Source organism: Stenotrophomonas maltophilia complex sp. Om-AH-Sm3 (assembly GCF_059337855.1).
In genome coordinates this window covers 360,854-379,403 of the sequence record NZ_JBYBLQ010000002.1, presented here as the reverse complement: position 1 = coordinate 379,403, position 18,550 = coordinate 360,854, and the positions used below count along the sequence as shown (strand labels likewise).

20 protein-coding genes are annotated in these 18,550 nt (G+C 68.6%); 18 read left to right on the top strand and 2 right to left on the bottom strand.

Annotated features, from left to right (window positions below):
* Positions 1 to 30: 30 nt before the first annotated feature.
* Together AC10QF_RS04425 and AC10QF_RS04420 are read right to left on the bottom strand one after the other, a co-directional pair.
* The gene (locus tag AC10QF_RS04425) at positions 31 to 450 is read right to left on the bottom strand and encodes an NUDIX hydrolase (protein ID WP_005420325.1); all 420 of its coding nucleotides are present in this window, start codon (positions 448 to 450) and stop codon (positions 31 to 33) included.
* The gene (locus AC10QF_RS04420) at positions 447 to 2,816 is read right to left on the bottom strand and encodes a S9 family peptidase (protein WP_494541807.1); all 2,370 of its coding nucleotides are present in this window, start codon (positions 2,814 to 2,816) and stop codon (positions 447 to 449) included. The genes AC10QF_RS04425 and AC10QF_RS04420 overlap by 4 nt, the downstream gene beginning before the upstream one ends.
* Positions 2,817 to 2,977: 161 nt before the next feature.
* Here AC10QF_RS04420 and AC10QF_RS04415 point away from each other — a divergent pair, with 161 nt between their 5' ends.
* The 18 genes from AC10QF_RS04415 (at position 2,978) to AC10QF_RS04330 (ending at position 18,500) form a co-directional block, all read left to right on the top strand.
* The gene (locus AC10QF_RS04415) at positions 2,978 to 3,430 is read left to right on the top strand and encodes a DUF4279 domain-containing protein (protein ID WP_134955931.1); all 453 of its coding nucleotides are present in this window, start codon (positions 2,978 to 2,980) and stop codon (positions 3,428 to 3,430) included.
* 70 nt (positions 3,431 to 3,500) lie between these two features.
* Positions 3,501 to 3,830 (top strand): hypothetical protein, encoded by a 330-nt coding sequence (locus tag AC10QF_RS04410; protein ID WP_005414880.1) that lies wholly within the window; start codon positions 3,501 to 3,503, stop codon positions 3,828 to 3,830.
* 36 nt (positions 3,831 to 3,866) lie between these two features.
* Positions 3,867 to 4,511 (top strand): RNA polymerase sigma factor, encoded by a 645-nt coding sequence (locus AC10QF_RS04405; protein ID WP_065177832.1) that lies wholly within the window; start codon positions 3,867 to 3,869, stop codon positions 4,509 to 4,511.
* The gene (locus AC10QF_RS04400) at positions 4,508 to 4,723 is read left to right on the top strand and encodes a hypothetical protein (protein WP_494541806.1); all 216 of its coding nucleotides are present in this window, start codon (positions 4,508 to 4,510) and stop codon (positions 4,721 to 4,723) included. The genes AC10QF_RS04405 and AC10QF_RS04400 overlap by 4 nt, the downstream gene beginning before the upstream one ends.
* A 209-nt stretch (positions 4,724 to 4,932) precedes the next feature.
* On the top strand, positions 4,933 to 6,330 hold the full coding sequence (locus AC10QF_RS04395; protein WP_065177834.1) for a cytochrome ubiquinol oxidase subunit I: 1,398 nt from the start codon (positions 4,933 to 4,935) through the stop codon (positions 6,328 to 6,330).
* Between the two features lies 1 nt (position 6,331).
* Positions 6,332 to 7,345 (top strand): cytochrome d ubiquinol oxidase subunit II, encoded by a 1,014-nt coding sequence (cydB, locus tag AC10QF_RS04390; protein WP_065177835.1) that lies wholly within the window; start codon positions 6,332 to 6,334, stop codon positions 7,343 to 7,345.
* A gap of 216 nt (positions 7,346 to 7,561) precedes the next feature.
* Positions 7,562 to 8,305 (top strand): beta-ketoacyl synthase chain length factor, encoded by a 744-nt coding sequence (locus AC10QF_RS04385; protein WP_053498347.1) that lies wholly within the window; start codon positions 7,562 to 7,564, stop codon positions 8,303 to 8,305.
* Positions 8,298 to 9,095, top strand: coding sequence for a lysophospholipid acyltransferase family protein (locus AC10QF_RS04380; protein WP_005420313.1), 798 nt, complete (start codon positions 8,298 to 8,300; stop codon positions 9,093 to 9,095). The genes AC10QF_RS04385 and AC10QF_RS04380 overlap by 8 nt, the downstream gene beginning before the upstream one ends.
* On the top strand, positions 9,082 to 9,339 hold the full coding sequence (locus AC10QF_RS04375; protein ID WP_005411610.1) for a phosphopantetheine-binding protein: 258 nt from the start codon (positions 9,082 to 9,084) through the stop codon (positions 9,337 to 9,339). Before AC10QF_RS04380 ends, AC10QF_RS04375 begins: the two co-directional genes overlap by 14 nt.
* Before the next feature lie 17 nt (positions 9,340 to 9,356).
* Complete coding sequence (locus AC10QF_RS04370; protein ID WP_005420312.1) at positions 9,357 to 9,614, top strand: acyl carrier protein; 258 nt, start codon at positions 9,357 to 9,359, stop codon at positions 9,612 to 9,614.
* 22 nt (positions 9,615 to 9,636) lie between these two features.
* Positions 9,637 to 10,188, top strand: a complete 552-nt coding sequence (locus AC10QF_RS04365; RefSeq protein ID WP_049416044.1) for a COG4648 family protein — start codon at positions 9,637 to 9,639, stop codon at positions 10,186 to 10,188.
* Positions 10,181 to 11,866 carry an ApeI family dehydratase gene (locus tag AC10QF_RS04360; RefSeq protein ID WP_494541805.1) on the top strand — a complete coding sequence of 562 codons (1,686 nt, stop codon included), beginning with the start codon at positions 10,181 to 10,183 and terminating at the stop codon, positions 11,864 to 11,866. Before AC10QF_RS04365 ends, AC10QF_RS04360 begins: the two co-directional genes overlap by 8 nt.
* Positions 11,856 to 12,626 carry a glycosyltransferase family 2 protein gene (locus AC10QF_RS04355; RefSeq protein WP_111128546.1) on the top strand — a complete coding sequence of 257 codons (771 nt, stop codon included), beginning with the start codon at positions 11,856 to 11,858 and terminating at the stop codon, positions 12,624 to 12,626. The genes AC10QF_RS04360 and AC10QF_RS04355 overlap by 11 nt, the downstream gene beginning before the upstream one ends.
* 1 nt (position 12,627) lies before the next feature.
* Positions 12,628 to 13,569 (top strand): lysophospholipid acyltransferase family protein, encoded by a 942-nt coding sequence (locus tag AC10QF_RS04350; RefSeq protein WP_005420301.1) that lies wholly within the window; start codon positions 12,628 to 12,630, stop codon positions 13,567 to 13,569.
* On the top strand, positions 13,559 to 15,109 hold the full coding sequence (locus tag AC10QF_RS04345; RefSeq protein WP_032954644.1) for an HAL/PAL/TAL family ammonia-lyase: 1,551 nt from the start codon (positions 13,559 to 13,561) through the stop codon (positions 15,107 to 15,109). The genes AC10QF_RS04350 and AC10QF_RS04345 overlap by 11 nt, the downstream gene beginning before the upstream one ends.
* Positions 15,096 to 15,527 carry an acyl-CoA thioesterase gene (locus AC10QF_RS04340; protein ID WP_014038931.1) on the top strand — a complete coding sequence of 144 codons (432 nt, stop codon included), beginning with the start codon at positions 15,096 to 15,098 and terminating at the stop codon, positions 15,525 to 15,527. Before AC10QF_RS04345 ends, AC10QF_RS04340 begins: the two co-directional genes overlap by 14 nt.
* Positions 15,528 to 15,529: 2 nt before the next feature.
* Complete coding sequence (locus AC10QF_RS04335) at positions 15,530 to 16,153, top strand: LolA family protein (protein WP_170944939.1); 624 nt, start codon at positions 15,530 to 15,532, stop codon at positions 16,151 to 16,153.
* Positions 16,146 to 18,500: an MMPL family transporter gene (locus AC10QF_RS04330; RefSeq protein WP_494541804.1), complete on the top strand. Its 2,355-nt coding sequence runs from the start codon at positions 16,146 to 16,148 to the stop codon at positions 18,498 to 18,500. The genes AC10QF_RS04335 and AC10QF_RS04330 overlap by 8 nt, the downstream gene beginning before the upstream one ends.
* Positions 18,501 to 18,550: the final 50 nt, after the last annotated feature.

The window sequence follows — 18,550 nt, the reverse complement described above, 5'->3', positions numbered from 1 at the left end:
CCGATGTCCTTGCAGTCGGCGCCCGCCTGCTCAGCGGGCCGTCGCCCGGGTGGCGACGGCCGGCAGGATATGGTGTTCGCTCAAGGGTGCCAAGGGCAGGCCATGCGGCGGTTGCAGCGGCACCCAGGCCAGTTCGGCAATTTCGGCGCGCGCCTGCGGCGCACCGTCGACCTGTACCCACCACGCCTGTGCCTGCACGCGATGGCCGGGCTCGTTCACAGCCCAGTCCTCGAACGTGCCCAGCGCGATGGCGGCATCGGCGCGCAGCTGCACGCCCAGTTCCTCGTCCAGCTCGCGGGCCAGCGCCTGCAGGGGCGCCTCGCCGGGTTCGGGCTTGCCACCGGGCTGGATGAAGCGGCGCGCACCCTGCTTGCGCACCACCAGCGCCCGGCCGCGGTCATCCAGGATGACCGCAGCCACGATCCGGATCGTGGCTGCGGCATTGCTCACTTCAGGTTCTGCTCGAACAGCTTGAGGATGCGCTTGTACTGGTCCAGCCAGGAATCGGCACGCACATAGCCGTGGCGTTCCAGCGGGTACGGGGCGATCGACCAGTTGTCCTTGTGCAGTTCGATCAGGCGCTGGGTGAGGTTCACCGAGTCCTGGAAGAACACGTTGTCATCCATCATGCCGTGGGCGATCAGCAGGTTGTCCTGCAGGTTCTGTGCGTACTCGATCGGCGAGGACACGCGGTACGCCTCCGGGTCGATGTCCGGGGTGTTGAGGATGTTGCTGGTGTAGCCGTGGTTGTAGTTGTGCCAGTCCACCACCGGGCGCAGCGCGGCGCCGGCCTTGAAGGTGCCCGGCGCACGGAACAGCGCCATGAAGGTCATGAAGCCGCCATAGGAACCGCCGTAGATGCCGGCGTGGTCGCGGTCACCCTGCTGGGTGTCGACCAGCCAGTCCAGGCCGTCCTTGTAGTCTTCCAGTTCCGGGTGGCCCATGTTGCGGTAGATCGCCGTGCGCCAGTCGCGGCCGTAGCCCTCGCTGCCGCGGTAGTCCATGTCCAGCACGATGTAGCCCTTCTGCACCAGCAGGTTGTGGAACATCTGCTCGCGGAAATAGGCCGGGTAGCGCTGGTGCACGTTCTGCAGGTAGCCGGCGCCGTGCACGAACATCACGATCGGGTACTTGCGGCCCGGTTCCTTGTTCTCCGGTTCGTAGTACTTGGCCCAGACCACGCCGGCACCATGCTTGGACGGCACTGCCACCAGCTTCGGCTGGATCCACTGGCGTGCCTTGTAGTCGGCGGTGCGGGTGTCGGTCAGCACGCGCGCCTGGCCACCGGCACTGGGCAGCACCGCCAACTGCGGCGGCAGGTAGGCGCCGGAGTAACGCACCAGCAGCTGCTGGCCGTCCGGCGACAGCGAGAAGTCTTCCACGCCGTTGAGGCTGGTCAGCTCGCGCACCTGGCGGTTGCCGGTGTCGACCGCGCAGACTTCGTAATCATGCGGCGCCTGCTGGTTGCACAGGAAGTAGAAGCCCTTGCCATCGGCCGACGGCACCGGTGCCGAGGTTTCCCACTTGCCGCTGGTCAGCGCCTGCGGCTTGGCGGTGCCGGCCTGGGTGTACAGGTGCGAGAAGCCCGATTCCTCGGACAACAGCCACAGCGTGCGGCCATCGGCCATCCAGCCGAAATCGTTGAAGCCCCAGTTGATCCAGGCGTTGTCGGTCAGGCGGTGGCGGTTCTGAACGCGGCCGTCGGCGGCGTTGACGCTGATGATCCAGCGGTCCTTGTTGTCGTTGGCACGCAGCATCACCGCGGCCTGCTGGCCGTCGGCGCTCCAGCGGATGCCGCCGCCCATGAAGTCGCTCATCACCTGCACGCTGCGCTCGCCCTTCAGTGCATCCTTGCCGGCCTTGCGGCGCAGTTCGGCCAGCGGGTCGGTGCTGATGCCCGGCAGGCCGGACAGCGAGACTTTCTCGGCCTTGCCGGTGCGCACGTCCACGTACCACAGGGTGTGTGGCTCGAAGCCGTTGCGGCCGACGCGGGTGCGGGTGTCCTCGGTTTCCTCGTAGCCCGACTCGGTCACGTACAGCGGCATCTTGCTGGTGCGGCCGTCGTCGAAGTCCTTCGGCTTGGTCACCACGATCAGGTGGGTCAGGTCCGGCGACAGCACGCTGTCACCGATCTCGATGTCGGCGCCCAGGTAGACCGGGCCCGGTGCGCGGGTCGGATCCGCCTGGCGCCAGCGCTGGTCCTGGTCCTTCAATGCCTCGCGCTGCTCGCGGTCGCGGCGCAGGGTTTCCAGCGTGCGCAGCTGCTGGTCGCGGAGCACGTCGGCCTTCGGCGGCGTGCGCGGGTCCTTCTCGGCCTTCAGGCTGGCCACCTGTTGCACGCCGCTGGCGGCGGTCCAGTGGAACCAGTTCTGGCCGACGCGCCAGATCACGCCGTTGTCGGCCGCGAAGTTCACATTGCCCGCGCGCTCGTTGCTGCGGGTCAGCTGGGTCAGCGCGCCACTGCGCAGGTCGCGCACGAACACATCGCCATTGCGCACGAAGGCGCTGCGGCTGCGGCTGCGGTCGTAGACCGGCTCGGCCACGTCCAGGGTACCGCGCTGGTCATCCGCCACCTGCGCGGCCACGCCGCCGGCCACCGGCTGGCGGAAGGTGTCGCGCACCGGGCTGCCATTGCGCTTGAGCTGGTATTCCACCTGCTGGCTGTTCCACGACCACCAGGCCTTCTCGACCGGCGGACCGATCCAGTCCGGGTCGGCCATGGCCTGTTCGATGGTGATCGGCGTCGGCGCGGCATGCGCGGCCGGTGCGGCCAGCACGGCCGACAGCAGGAGGGACAGGGGCAGCACTCGGGACATGGGCGGACGGCACCAGAAGAGGAAACCGGGCAAGGGTAGCAGCCGTCCGGGCCGGGGGCAGGGGCCACAGGTCATGGCAGCGGAATCGGCAAAACGGCACCACCCGGGTCGCTGCGACGGCGTGTGCGGCATGATGGTCATTCCGTTCGGATGGAACCGATATGTACTGCTACGACTACAGGATCTCTCTGGGCGTGCAGCACCCGACAGAGGCCGGCGCCGGAATTGCCGCCCGGCTGGATCTGGAACCGGCGTTTTCCCGTGATGTCGGGACCGGATATCGGGATCGCGACGGTACCTTGATCCGGGTTCATGCGGCGACCCGCGTGGTGTTCGTACTGCAGAGGGGAAAGGACGGTTGGCTGATGGATGCCTGGCCGGCGTTGATCGATCTCCTGCGGGCACGCGCCGACGTGATCAGGGAACTGCTGCAGGAGGGGGCCGGGATCGGCCTGCGTGTTGGCATCTTTGGAAAGACGGCATGGGCGGGTTTCGAGCTGGATCCGCAGTTGCTGCGGCTGATGGCGGACCTGCAGCTGGATTTTCAGGTGGAGACCTATTTCCCCGACCCGGCGGACACGACCGGCGCCAGCGAAACGTCGGTGGACAGCTAGTGCAACCGGTTGCCGTGGTCGCGCATCCATTCTCCTGAACCCGCATCATCCATCGAACAGGAGCCCGACCATGCAGGAACTGATCCCGATCACCCTATTCATCTGCATCGCCTACGCGATCCATGCCATTGCCGATGCGCGCGCGCGCAGCAAGCTGGTGGCCCCGCACGTACCGGAGGAAGTGATCCGCTCGCTGGCCGTGCTGGAAGAAGAGCGCCGCCGACAGGGTGCGTTGCGCTGGGGCATCAGCCTGGTCTGCCTGGCCCTGGCCATGGCCCTGCTGGAAGCCATCGGGGCCCGCGACCTGACCTTTGGTGCCGCTGCCGCGCTGGTCGGCAGTGCCGGCCTCGGCCAGCTGCTGGCCTGGCACTTCACCCGGCCTGCCGCGCGCAAGGGCTGAGGCAGGCATGCCACGGGCACAGGGGGCGCCCCGCGCATGAGCCTGCTGGGCGGAGCATTGGCTGCATGGCGGGGACGCCGCCGCGATGTCCGCGTTGAGCCCTCGCTGGACGCGGGCGACGACCGCGCCCTGGTCATCGCCATCATCGACGGCTCGCAACCGGCGTTCGCGCAGCTGGTGCAGGCCCATCAACGTACCTGCGCGCATCTGATCGGGCGGATGGTCGGCGACCGCGACCAGGTGGCCGACCTGCTGCAGGAAACCTTCCTGGCGGTATTCCGCCAGCTGCACCGGTTCCGCTTTGAATCCTCACTGCGCACCTGGGTCTCAAGGGTGGCCTACACCACGGCGTTGCAGCACCTGCGCCGGCGGCGACTGGAGGCGCAGTGGATGGTGGCGGTGGAGGCGCCGGAGGAACTGGGCATCGGCGATGAAGGCCCCGGGCCGGCCGAGTTGAGCGAGGCGCTGCAGGCCGGGCGCCAGCTCAGCGCGGCACTGGAACGGCTGAGTCCGCCGCAGCGCCTGATCGTCGGCCTGCATTACCTGGAGGATTTCGATCTGGCCGAGATCGAACAGGTGACCGGGCTGGCGCGCGGTACCATCAAGAGCCACCTGCACCGCGCGCGCCAGATCCTGAAGCAGGAACTGACGCGGCATGCCACCGCCGGAGAGCTGCTGTGAATCCACCGACCGACCCTCGCGATGCGGAAGCGCGCGCGCTGGCACAGGCGTTGCGTGAGCACGCGCAGCAGGAAGAAACGCCGGATGTGAGCGAGGCGCTGCAGAAGCGCATTGCCGCTGAGTCGCGCGACGGTGGCGTGGGTTATGTGGTGGTGCAGGTGCTGTTGTTTGGCGCCCTGCTGGCTGCGGCGGCCTGGTATTTCTGGCACTGAGGCACCCGCCAAGGGGCCGCTCCAATCGCGGTGGGTAGAGGCCGACCTGGGTCGGCGTTTGGGCGTGTGTGCCAACCAAGGTTGGCAGCTACCAGAACGGTTGACCCCTGCGACAAAGTGAAGCAGCGCGTCACCCGGTCGCATCCCGTCTTAACGAAATCCTCCTAAAGTGGTCCGGTATCCCACCGGTCGCAGGCAGGAGGCGTCCCTTGGACGCGTTGTTGTTGTCCCGGATCCAGTTCGGATTCGTCATCAGTTTCCACGTGCTGTTCCCCGCCTTCACCATCGGTACGGCCAGCTGGCTGGCCTTCATCGAGTGGCGCTGGCTGCGCACGAGGCTGCCCGTGTGGCGCGAGCTGTACTTCTTCTGGCAGAAGATCTTCGCGGTGTCGTTCGGCATGGGCGTGGTCAGCGGCATCGTCATGGCGTTCCAGTTCGGCACCAACTGGCCGCGGCTGAGCGAGGTGGCCGGCACGGTCATCGGCCCGCTGCTGACCTACGAGGTGCTGACCGCGTTCTTCCTCGAAGCCAGCTTCCTCGGCGTGATGATGTTCGGCTGGGGCCGGGTCTCGCCGCGCCTGCATTTCCTGTCCACCTGCATGGTTGCGCTGGGCACGCTGTTCTCCACGTTCTGGATCCTGTCGTCCAACAGCTGGCTGCACACGCCGGCCGGCTACGAGATGGTCAACGGCATCGTGCATCCGGTGGACTGGTGGCAGGTGGTGTTCAATCCCTCGTTCCCCTACCGCCTCGCGCACATGGCGCTGGGCTCGTTCATCACCACCTGTTTCGTGATTGGTGGCGTGGGTGCGTGGTACCTGCGCAGGGGCACGCACGTGGAAGCGGGCCGGCGCATGCTGATCGCCGCTGTGGCATTCGCCGCGCTGACCGTGCCGGTGCAGATCTTCGTCGGCGACATGCATGGCCTGAACACGCTCAAGCACCAGCCGATGAAGATCGCGGCGGTGGAAGCGCATTGGCATGAGACCCGGGAAGGCGAGGGTGTACCGCTGGTGGTGTTCGCGCTGCCCAACGAGAAGGAGGAGCGCAACGATTTCGAAGTGGCCATCCCGAAGCTGGGCAGCGTGATCCTGACCCACAGCCTGGACGGCACTTTCGACCCGCTGACCGCGGTACCGGCCAGCGAGCGGCCGCCGGTGACGCCGGTGTTCTTTGCCTTCCGCATCATGGTCGGACTGGGCACGCTGATGCTGCTGCTGGCCTGGGTGTCGGCCTTCCAGCTGTGGCGCAACAAGCTGCTCGATTCGCCATGGCTGCTGCGCGGCTGGAACTGGATGCTGCCCAGCGGTTTCATCGCGCTGCTGTCGGGGTGGTTCGTCACCGAGATGGGGCGCCAGCCATGGGTGGTGTATGGCCTGCTGCGCACCGCCGATGCGGTCGGCCCGCAGAGCGCGTGGATGACCGCGCTGTCGCTGGGTGTCTACGTGGTTGGCTATGCCTTCGTGTTCGGCTGGGGCATCTGGTACCTGGTGAAGATCCTGCGCCACGGACCGCAGCCCTACGCCGAAGGGCCGTCGCTGGACCACGGCAGCCACACCCCGGCGCGCCCGCTGTCGGCAGCCGACGAACCGCTGGAGGAGCGCTGACATGGACCTGATGACCTGGCTGCCGGTGGCGTGGTTCGCGGTGATCGGCTTCGGCGTGCTGATGTACGTGGTGCTGGACGGCTTCGTGCTTGGCATCGGCATCCTCGCCCCCTTCGCCGAGGACGAGGAGCAGCTGGACCTGATGATGAACACCGCCGCGCCGATCTGGGACGGCAACGAGACCTGGCTGGTGCTGGGGGGTGCCGGCCTGCTGGCGGCCTTCCCCAGGGCCTATGCGGTGCTGTTGTCGGCGCTGTACCTGCCGGTGCTGGTGCTGGTGGTGGCGCTGGTGTTCCGTGGCGTGGCCTTTGAATTCCGCTTCAAGGCACATCGGTCACGCCGGCTGTGGAGCGTGGCCTTCGGCCTCGGTTCGCTGCTGGCGACGTTCGCCCAGGGCGTGATCCTGGGCACCCTGGTGCAGGGCATCCCGCTGGTGGACGGTGTCTATCAGGGCGGGCCGTTCGCCTGGTTCAGCCCGTTCGCGATGCTGACCGGTGCCGCGCTGGTGGCCGGCTATGCGCTGCTGGGCAGCACCTGGCTGATTCTGAAGACCGAAGGGCGCGTGCAGGCGCTGGCGCGGCAGATGACCCGGCCGCTGGTGGTGGCGGTGATCGCGGCGATGGGCCTGGTCAGCAGCTGGCTGCCGTTCCTCGATTCGCGGTTGATGGCGCGCTGGTTCAGCGACGGCAACTTCTGGTGGCTGTCGCCGGTGCCGCTGCTGACCCTGGCGGTAGCCGCTGCGCTGTGGCGCAGTGCCACCCACCCGCGCCGTGACCTGCCGCCGTTCCTGCTCAGCCTGGCCCTGTTCGTGCTCGGCTTCCTCGGCCTGGTGCTGGGCATGTGGCCCTACCTGCTGCCACCGTCGATGACCCTGTGGCAGGCCGCCGCGCCGGCCTCCTCGCTGGGCTTCACCCTGGTCGGGCTGGTCATTCTGCTGCCGGTCATCCTCGGCTACACGGCGTGGTCGTACCGGGTGTTCCGCGGCAAGGTGCACGCCGATACCGGTTACCACTGATCGATTGAAGCGGGGGCCGCCGGTGCCGGCTCCCGTGTTGGGGAATGTGAAACCTGCACACCCCGTGCAGGACGTGCTAGCGTGCGCTCCTTTCCGGCAGCCAGGGGGGCGGCCGGCGACGTCCTGGACGGACGCACGGCTGCAGGAATGGGGGGCCGCCGCGCGTCGCCGTAATGGCTCGTGCCTATTGTTCTCCCGTTGAAGCACCTTCGCTAAATGATCGAATTCTCCATCGTCGACTGGGCTGCCTGGGCGCCCGGCCTGAGCGAGCGTAGCCAGTGGCTGGGCTGGGCCGATGCGCCGTATCCGCCGGTTGGCGAAGACACGCCGGCGCTGGCCGAGATCCCGGCAATGCAGCGCCGCCGCATCGAGCGGCTGGGCCGGATGGCGATCCAGGCTGCCTGCTGGTGCGAGGATGGGCAGGGGGCGGACAACCAGGTCCCGCTGGTGTTCGCCAGCCGCCACGGCGACGTGGCCCGTTCGATGGAGCTGCTGGGGGCGCTGGCCAGTGATCAGCCCCTGTCACCGACGGGGTTCGGCCTGTCGGTGCACAACGCGATCGCGGCGTTGTACTCGATCGCGCGCGGCCACCGTGGCAACTACCTGGCGCTGGCCGCCGGCCAGGCCACGGTCGAGACCGCCTGCCTGGAAGCGGCCGGTCTGCTCGCCGATGGCGCCCGCGAAGTGCGGGTCGTGGTGTATGAGTCGCGCCTTCCCGAGATTTACTCGACGTTCGCCGACGAACCCGACCCGTTCTTTGCCTGGTGTTGGCGTTTGACGGCGCCGATGCCGGGCCAGCCGACCCTCTCCCTGCAGTGGGAGGCGGCGCCGGAGGCTCCTGCCACCGCCCCGGGCGCGCTGCCGCACGCGCTGGACCTGCACCGCTTCCTGCTGTCCGGTGCGCCGGCGCTTGAGCACGTGGCCCAGGGCCAGCGCTGGCGCTGGGGGCGCCGTGGCTGAGGCGCTGCGCCGTCTCGATCATGCCTGGCGGGTGCTCGGCACCGGCCTGAGCTTTGCCGCATTCGGCATGGGCGGCCTGCTGCTGGGCGTGCTGGTGATGCCGGTGCTGCTGCTGATGCGCGACCCGGTGGTCCGTCGCCGCCGGGCCCGCCGCGTGGTTCAGGTTGCCTTTGCCAGCCATCTGCGCCTGATGCGCGCGCTGGGGGTGATGACCTACCAGATCGAGGGCGGTGAACGCCTGCAGCGCGACGGTTTGCTGGTGCTGGCCAATCACCCGACCTTGATCGACGTGGTCTGCCTGATCTCGCTGCTGCCCAACGCCGATTGCGTGGTGAAACGGGCCGTGGCCTGCAACCCGTTCATGCGCGGTCCGGTGCGGGCGGCCGGCTACATCTCCAATGACGATGGCGCTGGCCTGGTCGATGACTGCGTGGCGGCGGTGCACGCCGGCGGCACCCTGGTGATCTTCCCCGAAGGCACCCGCAGCGTGCCGGGCCAGCCGCCGCGGCTGCAGCGCGGGGCCGCCAACATCGCCGTCCGTGGCCGGCTGGACATCACCCCGGTGCGGATCACCTGCACCCCGCCCACGTTGACCAAGGGACAGAAGTGGTATCGTGTCCCCTCACGTCGCTTTCACGTTCGGCTGCAGATCGGCGAAGATATCCCGATCGCGCCCTTCCTGGCCGATGACGACTCGCCAAGGGGGGATGCCTTGGCAGCCCGCCGCGTCACCGAGCACCTTTCTCGTTATTTCGACCTGTCTGGAGATCCGCCCCGTGCAAGCACTTGAGCACGAGATCAAGGAATTGATCATTTCCTCCCTTTCGCTGGAGGACATCACGCCGGAGGACATCGATCCGACCGCGCCGCTGTTCGTCGAGGGCCTCGGCCTGGATTCGATCGACGCGCTGGAGCTGGGCCTGGCGCTGCAGAAGAAGTACGGTGTCAGCCTCTCGGCCGATTCGGAAGAAACCCGTCGCCATTTCTCCAGCGTGCGCGCGCTCGGCGAGTTCGTCGCCGCCCGCCAGTCGTAACGGCGCCAGGAATAGCCATGACCAAGAATGAACTGTTCGAACGCATCGTCAGCATCCTGACCGACAGCTTCGAGATTGAAACCGCCCGGATCACCCCCGAGGCCCGGCTCTACGACGACCTGGACATCGACAGCATCGATGCGGTCGACCTGATCGTGCAGCTCAAGCCACTGCTCGGCCGCAACCTGCAGCCGGAAGCGTTCAAGGCCGTGCGCACCGTGCAGGACATCGTTGATGTCGTGTATGGACTGCTGCCGGACCAGGCAGCCGCCTGACCGCAGCGCCGGCGGCTTCGCCATGGCTCGCGCACGTACCGTCGTGGTGGCAGCGATTTCGCTTGCCTACCCGCTGCTGGTGTACCTGGCGATGGGCCGCTTCGAGCCGCGCTGGCTGTCGCTGCTGCTGTTCACCCTGGCCCTGCTGCGTGCGCTGAGCACGCGCCAGCCGTTGTGGTGGGCCGCCGCCGCCGGCACCGGCCTGCTGGCGGTGCTGGCCACCGTGCTCAACCAGGCCCTGCCGCTGAAGCTGTACCCGGCGCTGGTCAATGCGGTGATGCTGGCGGTGTTCGGCACCAGCCTGCGCTTCGGGCCGCCGTTGGTGGAGCGCCTGGCGCGGCTGCAGGAGCCGGACCTGCCCCCGTTCGCGGTGGCCTATACCCGCCGCGTCACCCAGGTGTGGTGCGGCTTCTTCGTTCTCAACGGCAGCCTGGCCCTGCTGACCGCGCTGTACGCGTCGGACCGGGCCTGGATGCTCTACAACGGATTGTTGGCGTACGTGATGATGGGCGTGTTGTTCGCAGGTGAGTGGCTGGTGCGGCGGCGGGTGAAGGCGGCGCACGCGCATGGCTGAGTGGATTGCCCTGGACCGGCTGCTGCTGGAGGCGCGGCCGCAGCGCAGCGTCGGCCTGTGCGACGGAGACATGGTTGACCACGCCTGCTTCCGCCAGCGCGTACGGGGCTGGCGCGCCGCCTTTGCGGCGGCTGAAGGCCGCGACTGGGCCCTGTATTTCGATGACGCCGTAGCCTTCGCTGCGGCGCTGTTCGGCGCCTGGCATGCCGGCAAGCGGGTGTTCCTGGCCGCTGACAACCTGCCGGCCACGCTGCAGGCGCTACAGCCGCAGGTGAGCGGTTTCGCGGGCGACGTACCGGCCGACTACCGCCCGCTGGCGGCGCTGGACGCCACACTGGACGACGAACTGCAGGCGCTGGACGAGCGCGCCTGCGAGCTGTGCGTGTTCACCTCCGGCAGCACCGGCCAGCCCAGTGCGATCGGCAAGCGCCTGGACCAGCTGGCGCGCGAGGTGGAAGCGCTGCAGGCCGCGTTCGGTGCGCAGCTGGATGGCGCGCAGGTGCACGGCACGGTGTCCCACCAGCACATCTACGGGCTGCTGTTCCGGGTGCTGTGGCCGCTGGCCGCCGGCCGCCTGATCCATCCGCGCCGGTTCTTCCACGAAGACCTGGTGGGTGCGCTGGCCGGTACCGACACGGTGCTGGTGGCGACGCCGGCCCATCTCAAGCGCCTGCCCGAGCAGCTCGACTGGGCCAGCCTGCATGGCCGCCTGCGCGCGGTGTTCTCCTCCGGTGGCCCGCTGCCGGAGGACGCGGCGCGACACGTGCGGCAGTGGTTGGGCGTGGCCCCGACCGAGGTCTATGGCAGCAGCGAGACCGGCGGTATCGCCTGGCGCCGCTGGGACACCGACCTGCCGCCGTGGCAGCCGCTGCCGGGTGTGCAGTGGCGGATCGACGACGGCTGCCTGGCGGTGGCCTCGGCGCATCTGGAAACCCCCGGCTGGTGGCGCACCCAGGACCGCGTGGAAGCCCTGGCCGATGGCCGTTTCCGGCTGCTGGGCCGCGCCGACCGCATCGTCAAGATCGAAGAGCGCCGCGTCTCGCTGGATGCGCTGGAACGCGCGCTGCGCGAAGACGCCGAAGTGGATGACGTGCGCGTGCTGGTGCTGCCCGGGCAGCGCGAGCAGCTGGCCGCCGTGGTGGTTCCGGCCGATCCGGCGCTGCTGGAGGGCGGCGACGCCGCGCGCCGTGCGCTGGGCCAACGCCTGGGCGCGCGTCTGGCGCATGCGCATGACGCGGTGACCCGGCCGCGCCGTTGGCGCCTTGTGCAGGCGTTGCCGATCAACGCGCAGGGCAAGGTGACCCAGGCGGCATTGGCGGCGCTGTTCCAGCCACTGATGCCGGCGCCGGTCTGGGACCGCCGCGACGCCGCCAGCGCCACGCTGCGCATGACCCTCGACCCGGCGCTGCGGCCGTTCCAGGGCCACTTCCCGCAGGCGGCGATCCTGCCCGGTGTTGCGCAGTTGGACTGGGCGATGCGTTTCGGCCGCCAGGCATTTGCGATGCCGCGCGCGTTCCTGCGCATGGACGCGGTGAAGTTCCAGCACGTGGCCCGCCCCGGCGATGAGTTGACCCTGCAGCTGGACTGGGATGCCGCACGCAACGTGCTGGCCTTCCGCTATACCTCCAGCCACGGTGTACATGCCAGCGGCAGGGTGGTGTTCGCCGATGCGGACTGACCCGGCCGTTGCCGGTGCCGCGTTTGCGCCACTGGTGGTGATTCCCGTCTACGACCACGAGCACGCCATCGTGGCGGTGGTCGACGATGTGCAGGCCGCTGGCTTGCCTTGCCTGCTGGTCGACGATGGTTCGCATGATGCGTGCGCGGCGGTGCTGCGCACGCTGGCACAGCGCCAGGGCGTCGACCTGCTGCGCCTGGACGCCAACCAGGGCAAGGGTGGGGCGATGCTGGCCGGTTTTGCTGAAGCCGGCGCGCGTGGCTACAGCCACGTGCTGCAGATCGACGCAGACGGCCAGCACGATACCGCTGACCTGCCACGCTTCATCGAGGCCGCGCGTGTGCATCCCGACGCGGTGATCTGCGGCATTCCGGCCTACGACGCCAGTGTTCCCAAGGCACGCCTGTATGGCCGCTATGCCACCCACGTCTGGGTCTGGATCAACACGCTGTCGCTGCACCTGCGCGACACCATGTGCGGCTTCCGGGTGTATCCACTGCCACCGGTGCTGCGCCTGATCGGTGAAGAGACCATCGGCCGGCGCATGGATTTCGATACTGAAGTGATGGTGCGCCTGTACTGGCGCCAGCTGCCGGTCGAGCACCTGGCCACGCGAGTGACCTATCCCGCCGATGGCGTGTCGCACTTCGATGTGTGGCGCGACAACGTGCGCATCAGCCGCATGCACACCCGCCTGTTCTTCGGCATGCTCTGGCGCGCACCGCGGCTGCTGTGGCGCCGCCTGCAGGGGCAGCGCTGAGATGGCGACCGCGCAGGATGCCCCGCACTGGGCCGATATCGGCGAATCGACGTCGGTGGCCGGCGTGCTGTTCCTGTGCTGGGTGCACCGCTGGTTCGGGCGCTGGCCATTCCGCCTGTGCGCGTGGCCGGTGGTGGCCTGCCATTGGCTGGGCAACCGTGTGGGGCGACAGGCCTCGATGCAGTACCTGCAGCGGCTGCAGGCATACAGCGGTGTGCTCGGCCGCGCGCCGACCCGGCGCGACAGCCTGCGCCACTTCTTCGCCTTCGCCGACACGATGCTGGACAAGATCCTCGGCCTGGGCGGGCGCTACCCGGCCAACCGTATTCACCTGCACCGCGACCTGGTGCTGCAGAAGATCGCGCGCCGCGAAGGCGGTCTGATCCTCACCGCGCACATCGGCTGCCTGGAACTGTGCCAGGTGCTGGCCGAACAGGTGCCGGGGTTCCGCATCACCGTGCTGGTGCACACCGCGCATGCGCAGCGCTTCAACCGCCTGCTGCAGCGGCTGGACCCGCTGGCGGCGGTGGAGCTGGTGCAGGTCACCGAAATGGGGCCGGCCACCGCGGTGATGCTGGCCGAGCGCGTGGCGGCCGGTGGCTTCGTCGCCATCGTCGGCGACCGCACGCCGGTGCAGGGCGGCCGCAGCGTCACCGCCGATTTCCTCGGCCACCGCGCGCCATTCCCGATCGGCGCCTATGTGCTGGCCGCCGCGCTCGGCTGCCCGGTCTACACCATGGCCTGCCTGCACCAGGGCGAGGGCTATCGCGTGGCATTTGAACAATTCGCCGAACGCATCGTGCTGCCGCGTGGCTCGCGCGACGCGGCACTTGCCGAACAGGCACAGCGCTTCGCGCGCTGGCTGGAACTCCAGGTCATCCAGTCCCCGTTGGACTGGTTCAATTTCTTCCCCTTCTGGGATCAGGCTCCGCATGACGACTGACGCCGTACCCGTGTGCCGCTTTGGCGATGCACCGTTGACCATCGAAGACGTGGTTGCCCTGGCCCAGCGCCAGTGCGAGGCCGCACTGAGCGACGCGCCGGCGTTCCGCGCACACATCCAGCGCGGTGCCGACTTCCTTGACCGCCTGCTGCGCGAGGATGGCGTGATCTACGGTGTGACCACCGGCTATGGCGATTCGTGCACGGTGAACATCCCGCCGGCGCTGGTGGCTGAACTGCCGCACCACCTGTACACCTACCATGGCTGCGGCCTGGGCCGCTACCTGGACCCGGTCGAGACCCGTGCGGTGCTGGCCGCGCGCCTGGCATCGCTGGTGCGCGGCATGTCCGGTGTCAGCGTGCCGCTGCTGGAAGGCCTGGCCACGCTGCTGCAGCACGATGTGCTGCCGATGATTCCGGCCGAAGGCTCGGTCGGTGCCAGCGGCGACCTGACCCCGCTGTCCTACGTGGCGGCGGTGCTGTGCGGCGAGCGCGAGGTGCTGCACGACGGCCGCGTGCAGCCGGCGGCCGAGGTGCTGGCGAAGATCGGCATGACCCCGCTGAAGCTGCGGCCGAAGGAAGGCCTGGCGATCATGAACGGCACAGCGGTGATGACCGGCCTGGCCTGCCTGGCCTGGCAGCGCGCCGACTACCTGGCGCGCATGGCCACGCGCCTGACCGCGTTCAACGTGCTGGCCAGTGACGGCAACGCGCACCACTTCGACGAAACCCTGTTCGCGGCCAAGCCGCATCCGGGCCAGGGCCGCATCGCCGCGCGTCTGCGCAGCGACCTGCACAGCGAGCGTCCGCCGCGCAATGAACAGCGCCTGCAGGACCGCTATTCGCTGCGCTGCGCGCCGCATGTGATCGGCGTGCTGGAGGACAGCCTGCCGTTCCTGCGCCAGCTGATCGAAACCGAACTGAACAGCGCCAACGACAATCCGCTGATCGATGCCGACGGCGAGCGCATCCTGCATGGCGGCCACTTCTACGGCGGCCACATCGCGCTGGCGATGGACACCCTGAAGAACACCGTAGCCAACGTGGCCGATCTGCTCGACCGGCAGCTGGCGCTGGTGGTGGATGCCCGTTACAACCATGGCCTGCCGGCCAACCTGTCGGCGGCCACGGGCCCGCGCGCGGCCATCAACCACGGCCTGAAGGCGCTGCAGATCAGCGTGTCGGCCTGGACGGCCGAAGCGCTGAAGCAGACCCTGCCGGCCAGCGTGTTTTCGCGCTCCACCGAGTGCCACAACCAGGACAAGGTCAGCATGGGCACCATCGCCGCGCGCGACTGCCTGCGCGTGATCGAGCTGACCGAGCAAGTGGTGGCCGCGATGCTGATCGCCGCCCGCCAGGGCCTGGCGCTGCGCGAACGGGTTGGCCTGAACGCGCAGCTGCATGGCAGTCTGGCCGACATGTACGCCGACCTGGGGCAGCGCATCGCCCTGGTTGAAGAAGACCGCGCGCTGGATCGCGAACTGCGGGAACTGCTGGTGGAGATCCGCGCGCAACGTTGGGAGCTGTATGCCGGTGAATGAGGCCATCGAACGGGTCGGCGAGATTGCGCTGACCCCCGCCTTCCATGACTGCGATCCGATGAACGTGGTCTGGCATGGCAACTACTTCAAGTACTTCGAGATCGCGCGCTGCGCGCTGCTCGGGCGCTATGACTACGACTACCCGCAGATGCTCGAATCGGGCTACCTGTGGCCGGTGGTCGATGCCCGGGTGAAGTACGTGCGCCCGCTGCTGTTCAACCAGGCCTTGCGCGTGATTGCGCGCATCGTGGAATGGGAGAACCGGCTGAAGATCGAGTACGAAATCGTCGATGCGCAGAGCGGCCAGGTACTGACCCGCGCGATGACCATCCAGGTCGCGGTGGACGCGGCCAGCAAGGAAATGCTGTACCAGTGCCCGCCGGTACTGTGGGAACGCCTGGGAGTGCCTGCGCCGTGAACATGCTTGCCCGTCTTTCCAGTGTGCTGCTGTGCGCGCTGATGTTCATTGCCGCACCGCAGGTGCAGGCCGCCGACCCCGCCATCGATGCGATCACCCAGGCGGTGGCGCGGCCGGACGTGCTGCGTGGCCAGTTCAGCCAGGAAAAGCAGGTCAGCGGCTTCAAGAACCCGCTGCGCTCGCAGGGCCAGTTCGTGGTCGCGCGCCAGCACGGCGTGATCTGGACCACGCTCAAGCCGTTCCCCTCCGAAGTGGTGGTCACCGCCGACCGCATCCTCAGCCGCCAGCGCGATGGCAGCACCCGTGTCGAGCTCGATGCACGGCAGCAGCCGGCGATGCGTTCGGTGAACGCGATCATGTTCGCGCTGATGAGTGGCGACGTGCAGGCGCTGTCCGGCCAGTTCAACGTGGCGGCCAGCCGTGAAGGGCAGGGCTGGCGGCTGCGGCTGACGCCGAAGTCGGCGATGCTGGCCAAGGCGTTCCAGTCGCTGACCCTGCAAGGTGACCGCTACGTGCGCCAGGTCGAGATCGTCGAGGCCAACAAGGACCGCACGCAGATCCAGTTCAGTGCACTGAGCGAAGCGCCGGCCACGCTCACCGCCGACGAGGCACGCCGCTTTGAGTGAGGGGGCAGCATCGAACGGGCCGGACCGGTTGCGGCGCTGGTGGCACTGGCTGGGCATCGCCTGGCTGGTGCTCCTGCTGGTGTTGGGTGCGCAGCAATGGCGCCTGTGGAGCCAGCAGTCGCGGATCGACACCGACATCCTCGCCCTGCTGCCGCAGGACGCGCATGACCGCCTGTTGAGTGACGTCACCCGGCGCATCGCCGACGGCAGCTCGCGCCAGGTGGTGGTGCTGCTGGGCAGCAAGGATGGCGCCGCCGCCAAGCGCGCACAGGCGGCGTTCGCTGCGGCGATGGCGGCGGATGCCGACAGCGCGTTGCTGGTGCCCAGCGGTTCGATCGAAGGCTGGTTCGACGAGGCGCGCGCGTTCTACGCGCCGTACCGCGACCGCCTGCTGACCCCGGCCCAGCGCGAGCAGCTGCAGGGCAGCGAGCCGGGCGCGTTGGCCGAGCAGGCGTTGGCTGCGCTGTACGGTCCGATGGGCGCACCGCGCCTGACCGATTGGCGACAAGACCCGCTCTCGCTGTGGCCGCAATGGTGGCAGCAGCAGGCGCAGGGGTCGGGGTTGCGGCTGGGCGATGACGGCCTGCTCGAAGCCGAGGGCAGGCATTGGGCCGTACTGCAGTTCGATACGCCGGGGTCGGCGTTCCAGCTTGACGGCGAGCGCCATCTCGACGGCCTGCTGGAACGTGCCGGGCTGGCCGCCAGGGCGGCGGCGCCCGAGCTGGAAATCCTGCATGCGGGTGTGCCGCTGCACGCCGAAGCGGCGGCGGTGCAGGCCAACCAGGAGATCAACACGATCGGCTGGGGCTCGCTGGCCGCGGTGCTGCTGCTGGTGTGGCTGGCGTTCCGTTCGCTGCGGCCGATCCTGCTGGTTGCCGCCTCACTGCTGATCGGCTGCGGCGTGGCGCTGGCGGTGACCGTACTGGTGTTCGGCAAGGTGCACGTGCTCACCCTGGTGTTCGGCGCGTCGCTGGTGGGCGTGGCCGAGGACTACGGCATCCATTGGTTCGCCTCGCGCCAGGCCGAACCGGCCGATCGTCGCTGGAAGCTGCTGCGGCACCTGCTGCCCGGCCTGTGGCTGGCCCTGCTGACCAGCGCGCTGGCCTACCTGGCACTGGGCCTGGCCCCGTTCCCGGGCCTGCGCCAGATGGCATTGTTCTCGGTGGTCGGCCTGGCCGCCGCCTTCCTTACGGTGATTTTCTGGTTCCCGTGGCTGGATGGCGGTGAGATCTGCCAGACCCGTTTCTCGCAGTGGCTGGGCAACACGCTGGAGCGCTTCCCGCGGTTGCATGGCCGCCGGCCGGTGACGGTGTTCGTGGTGATCACGCTGGCGCTGTCTGCCATCGGCATTGCCCGCCTGAACAGCAACGACGACCTGCGCAGCCTGCAGTCCTCGCCGCCGGCGTTGATGGCCCAGCAGATCCGCCTGAGCCAGCTGCTGGGCATGCCCAGCCCGGCGCAGTTCTACCTGGTGCAGGGCAGTGACGCCGCACAGCTGCTGCAGCGCGAAGAAGCGCTGACCGAACGCCTGCGTGTACTGGCCAACGACAAGCGCATTGGTGGCTACCGTGCGATCAGCGACTGGCTGCCGTCGCCGTCGCGCCAGCAGGCCGATGCCGCGCTGACCGCCAAGGTGGAACCGGGCGTGCTGGACGCGGTGTCCGAGGCGGTCGGCGAACCGCTGCCGCGCCCGGATTTCGCCGCTACGCCGCTGACCGCGGAGGCGTTCCTGGCCTCGCCGGCCTCGCAGCCGTTCCGCCACCTGTGGGTGGGCGAGGTCGGCGGGCAGATGATCAGCGTGGTGATGGTCGATGACCTGTCGCGCGCCGATGCGCTGGCCACCCTGCGCGGGGCGGCCGAAGGCCTGCCGGGTGTGCGCTGGGTGGACCGCACCGCCGACTTCTCGCAGCTGCTGGGCCACTACCGCAAGCTGATGGGCGGGCTGCTGCTGGTCGGCATCGTGCTGGTGTTCGGCGCGCTGTCGCTGCGCTATCGCCGCCAGGCCTGGCGCGTGTTCGCGCCGACCCTGATTGCCGGTGCGCTGACCCTGGGCCTGCTGGGCCTGTTCGGCCAGCCACTGCAGCTGTTCAACGTGCTGGCACTGATGCTGTTGCTGGGCATGGGCATCGACTACGGCATTTTCCTGATCGAGCACCGCGGCGACGCCAGTGCCTGGCTGGCCGTGTGCGTGGGCGCGGCCAGCACTTGGCTGTCGTTCGGCCTGCTGGGCCTGTCGCAGACCCCGGCGTTGCGCGCGTTCGGCCTGACCCTGCTGTTCGGCATCGGCCTGGTCTGGCTGATCTCGCCGCTGTTCCGCCCGCCGCCGCACGATCTGCCGCCGGCCTGAACCTGTTTCCGACTTCCTTCTTTCCACTTGATCGAGCAACAAGGACGCAC

What these genes read in the sequence shown, in the direction of transcription:
- AC10QF_RS04420 (WP_494541807.1), bottom strand. Translation starts at nt 2,816, where the DNA reads ATGTCCCGAGTGCTGCCCCTGTCCCTCCTGCTGTCGGCCGTGCTGGCC.
- AC10QF_RS04365 (WP_049416044.1), top strand. Translation starts at nt 9,637, where the DNA reads ATGGCTCGCGCACGTACCGTCGTGGTGGCAGCGATTTCGCTTGCCTAC.
- AC10QF_RS04350 (WP_005420301.1), top strand. Translation starts at nt 12,628, where the DNA reads ATGGCGACCGCGCAGGATGCCCCGCACTGGGCCGATATCGGCGAATCG.
- AC10QF_RS04360 (WP_494541805.1), top strand. Translation starts at nt 10,181, where the DNA reads ATGGCTGAGTGGATTGCCCTGGACCGGCTGCTGCTGGAGGCGCGGCCG.
- AC10QF_RS04345 (WP_032954644.1), top strand. Translation starts at nt 13,559, where the DNA reads ATGACGACTGACGCCGTACCCGTGTGCCGCTTTGGCGATGCACCGTTG.
- cydB (WP_065177835.1), top strand. Translation starts at nt 6,332, where the DNA reads ATGGACCTGATGACCTGGCTGCCGGTGGCGTGGTTCGCGGTGATCGGC.
- AC10QF_RS04410 (WP_005414880.1), top strand. Translation starts at nt 3,501, where the DNA reads ATGCAGGAACTGATCCCGATCACCCTATTCATCTGCATCGCCTACGCG.
- AC10QF_RS04340 (WP_014038931.1), top strand. Translation starts at nt 15,096, where the DNA reads ATGCCGGTGAATGAGGCCATCGAACGGGTCGGCGAGATTGCGCTGACC.
- AC10QF_RS04355 (WP_111128546.1), top strand. Translation starts at nt 11,856, where the DNA reads ATGCGGACTGACCCGGCCGTTGCCGGTGCCGCGTTTGCGCCACTGGTG.
- AC10QF_RS04370 (WP_005420312.1), top strand. Translation starts at nt 9,357, where the DNA reads ATGACCAAGAATGAACTGTTCGAACGCATCGTCAGCATCCTGACCGAC.
- AC10QF_RS04385 (WP_053498347.1), top strand. Translation starts at nt 7,562, where the DNA reads ATGATCGAATTCTCCATCGTCGACTGGGCTGCCTGGGCGCCCGGCCTG.
- AC10QF_RS04415 (WP_134955931.1), top strand. Translation starts at nt 2,978, where the DNA reads ATGTACTGCTACGACTACAGGATCTCTCTGGGCGTGCAGCACCCGACA.
- AC10QF_RS04405 (WP_065177832.1), top strand. Translation starts at nt 3,867, where the DNA reads ATGAGCCTGCTGGGCGGAGCATTGGCTGCATGGCGGGGACGCCGCCGC.
- AC10QF_RS04335 (WP_170944939.1), top strand. Translation starts at nt 15,530, where the DNA reads ATGCTTGCCCGTCTTTCCAGTGTGCTGCTGTGCGCGCTGATGTTCATT.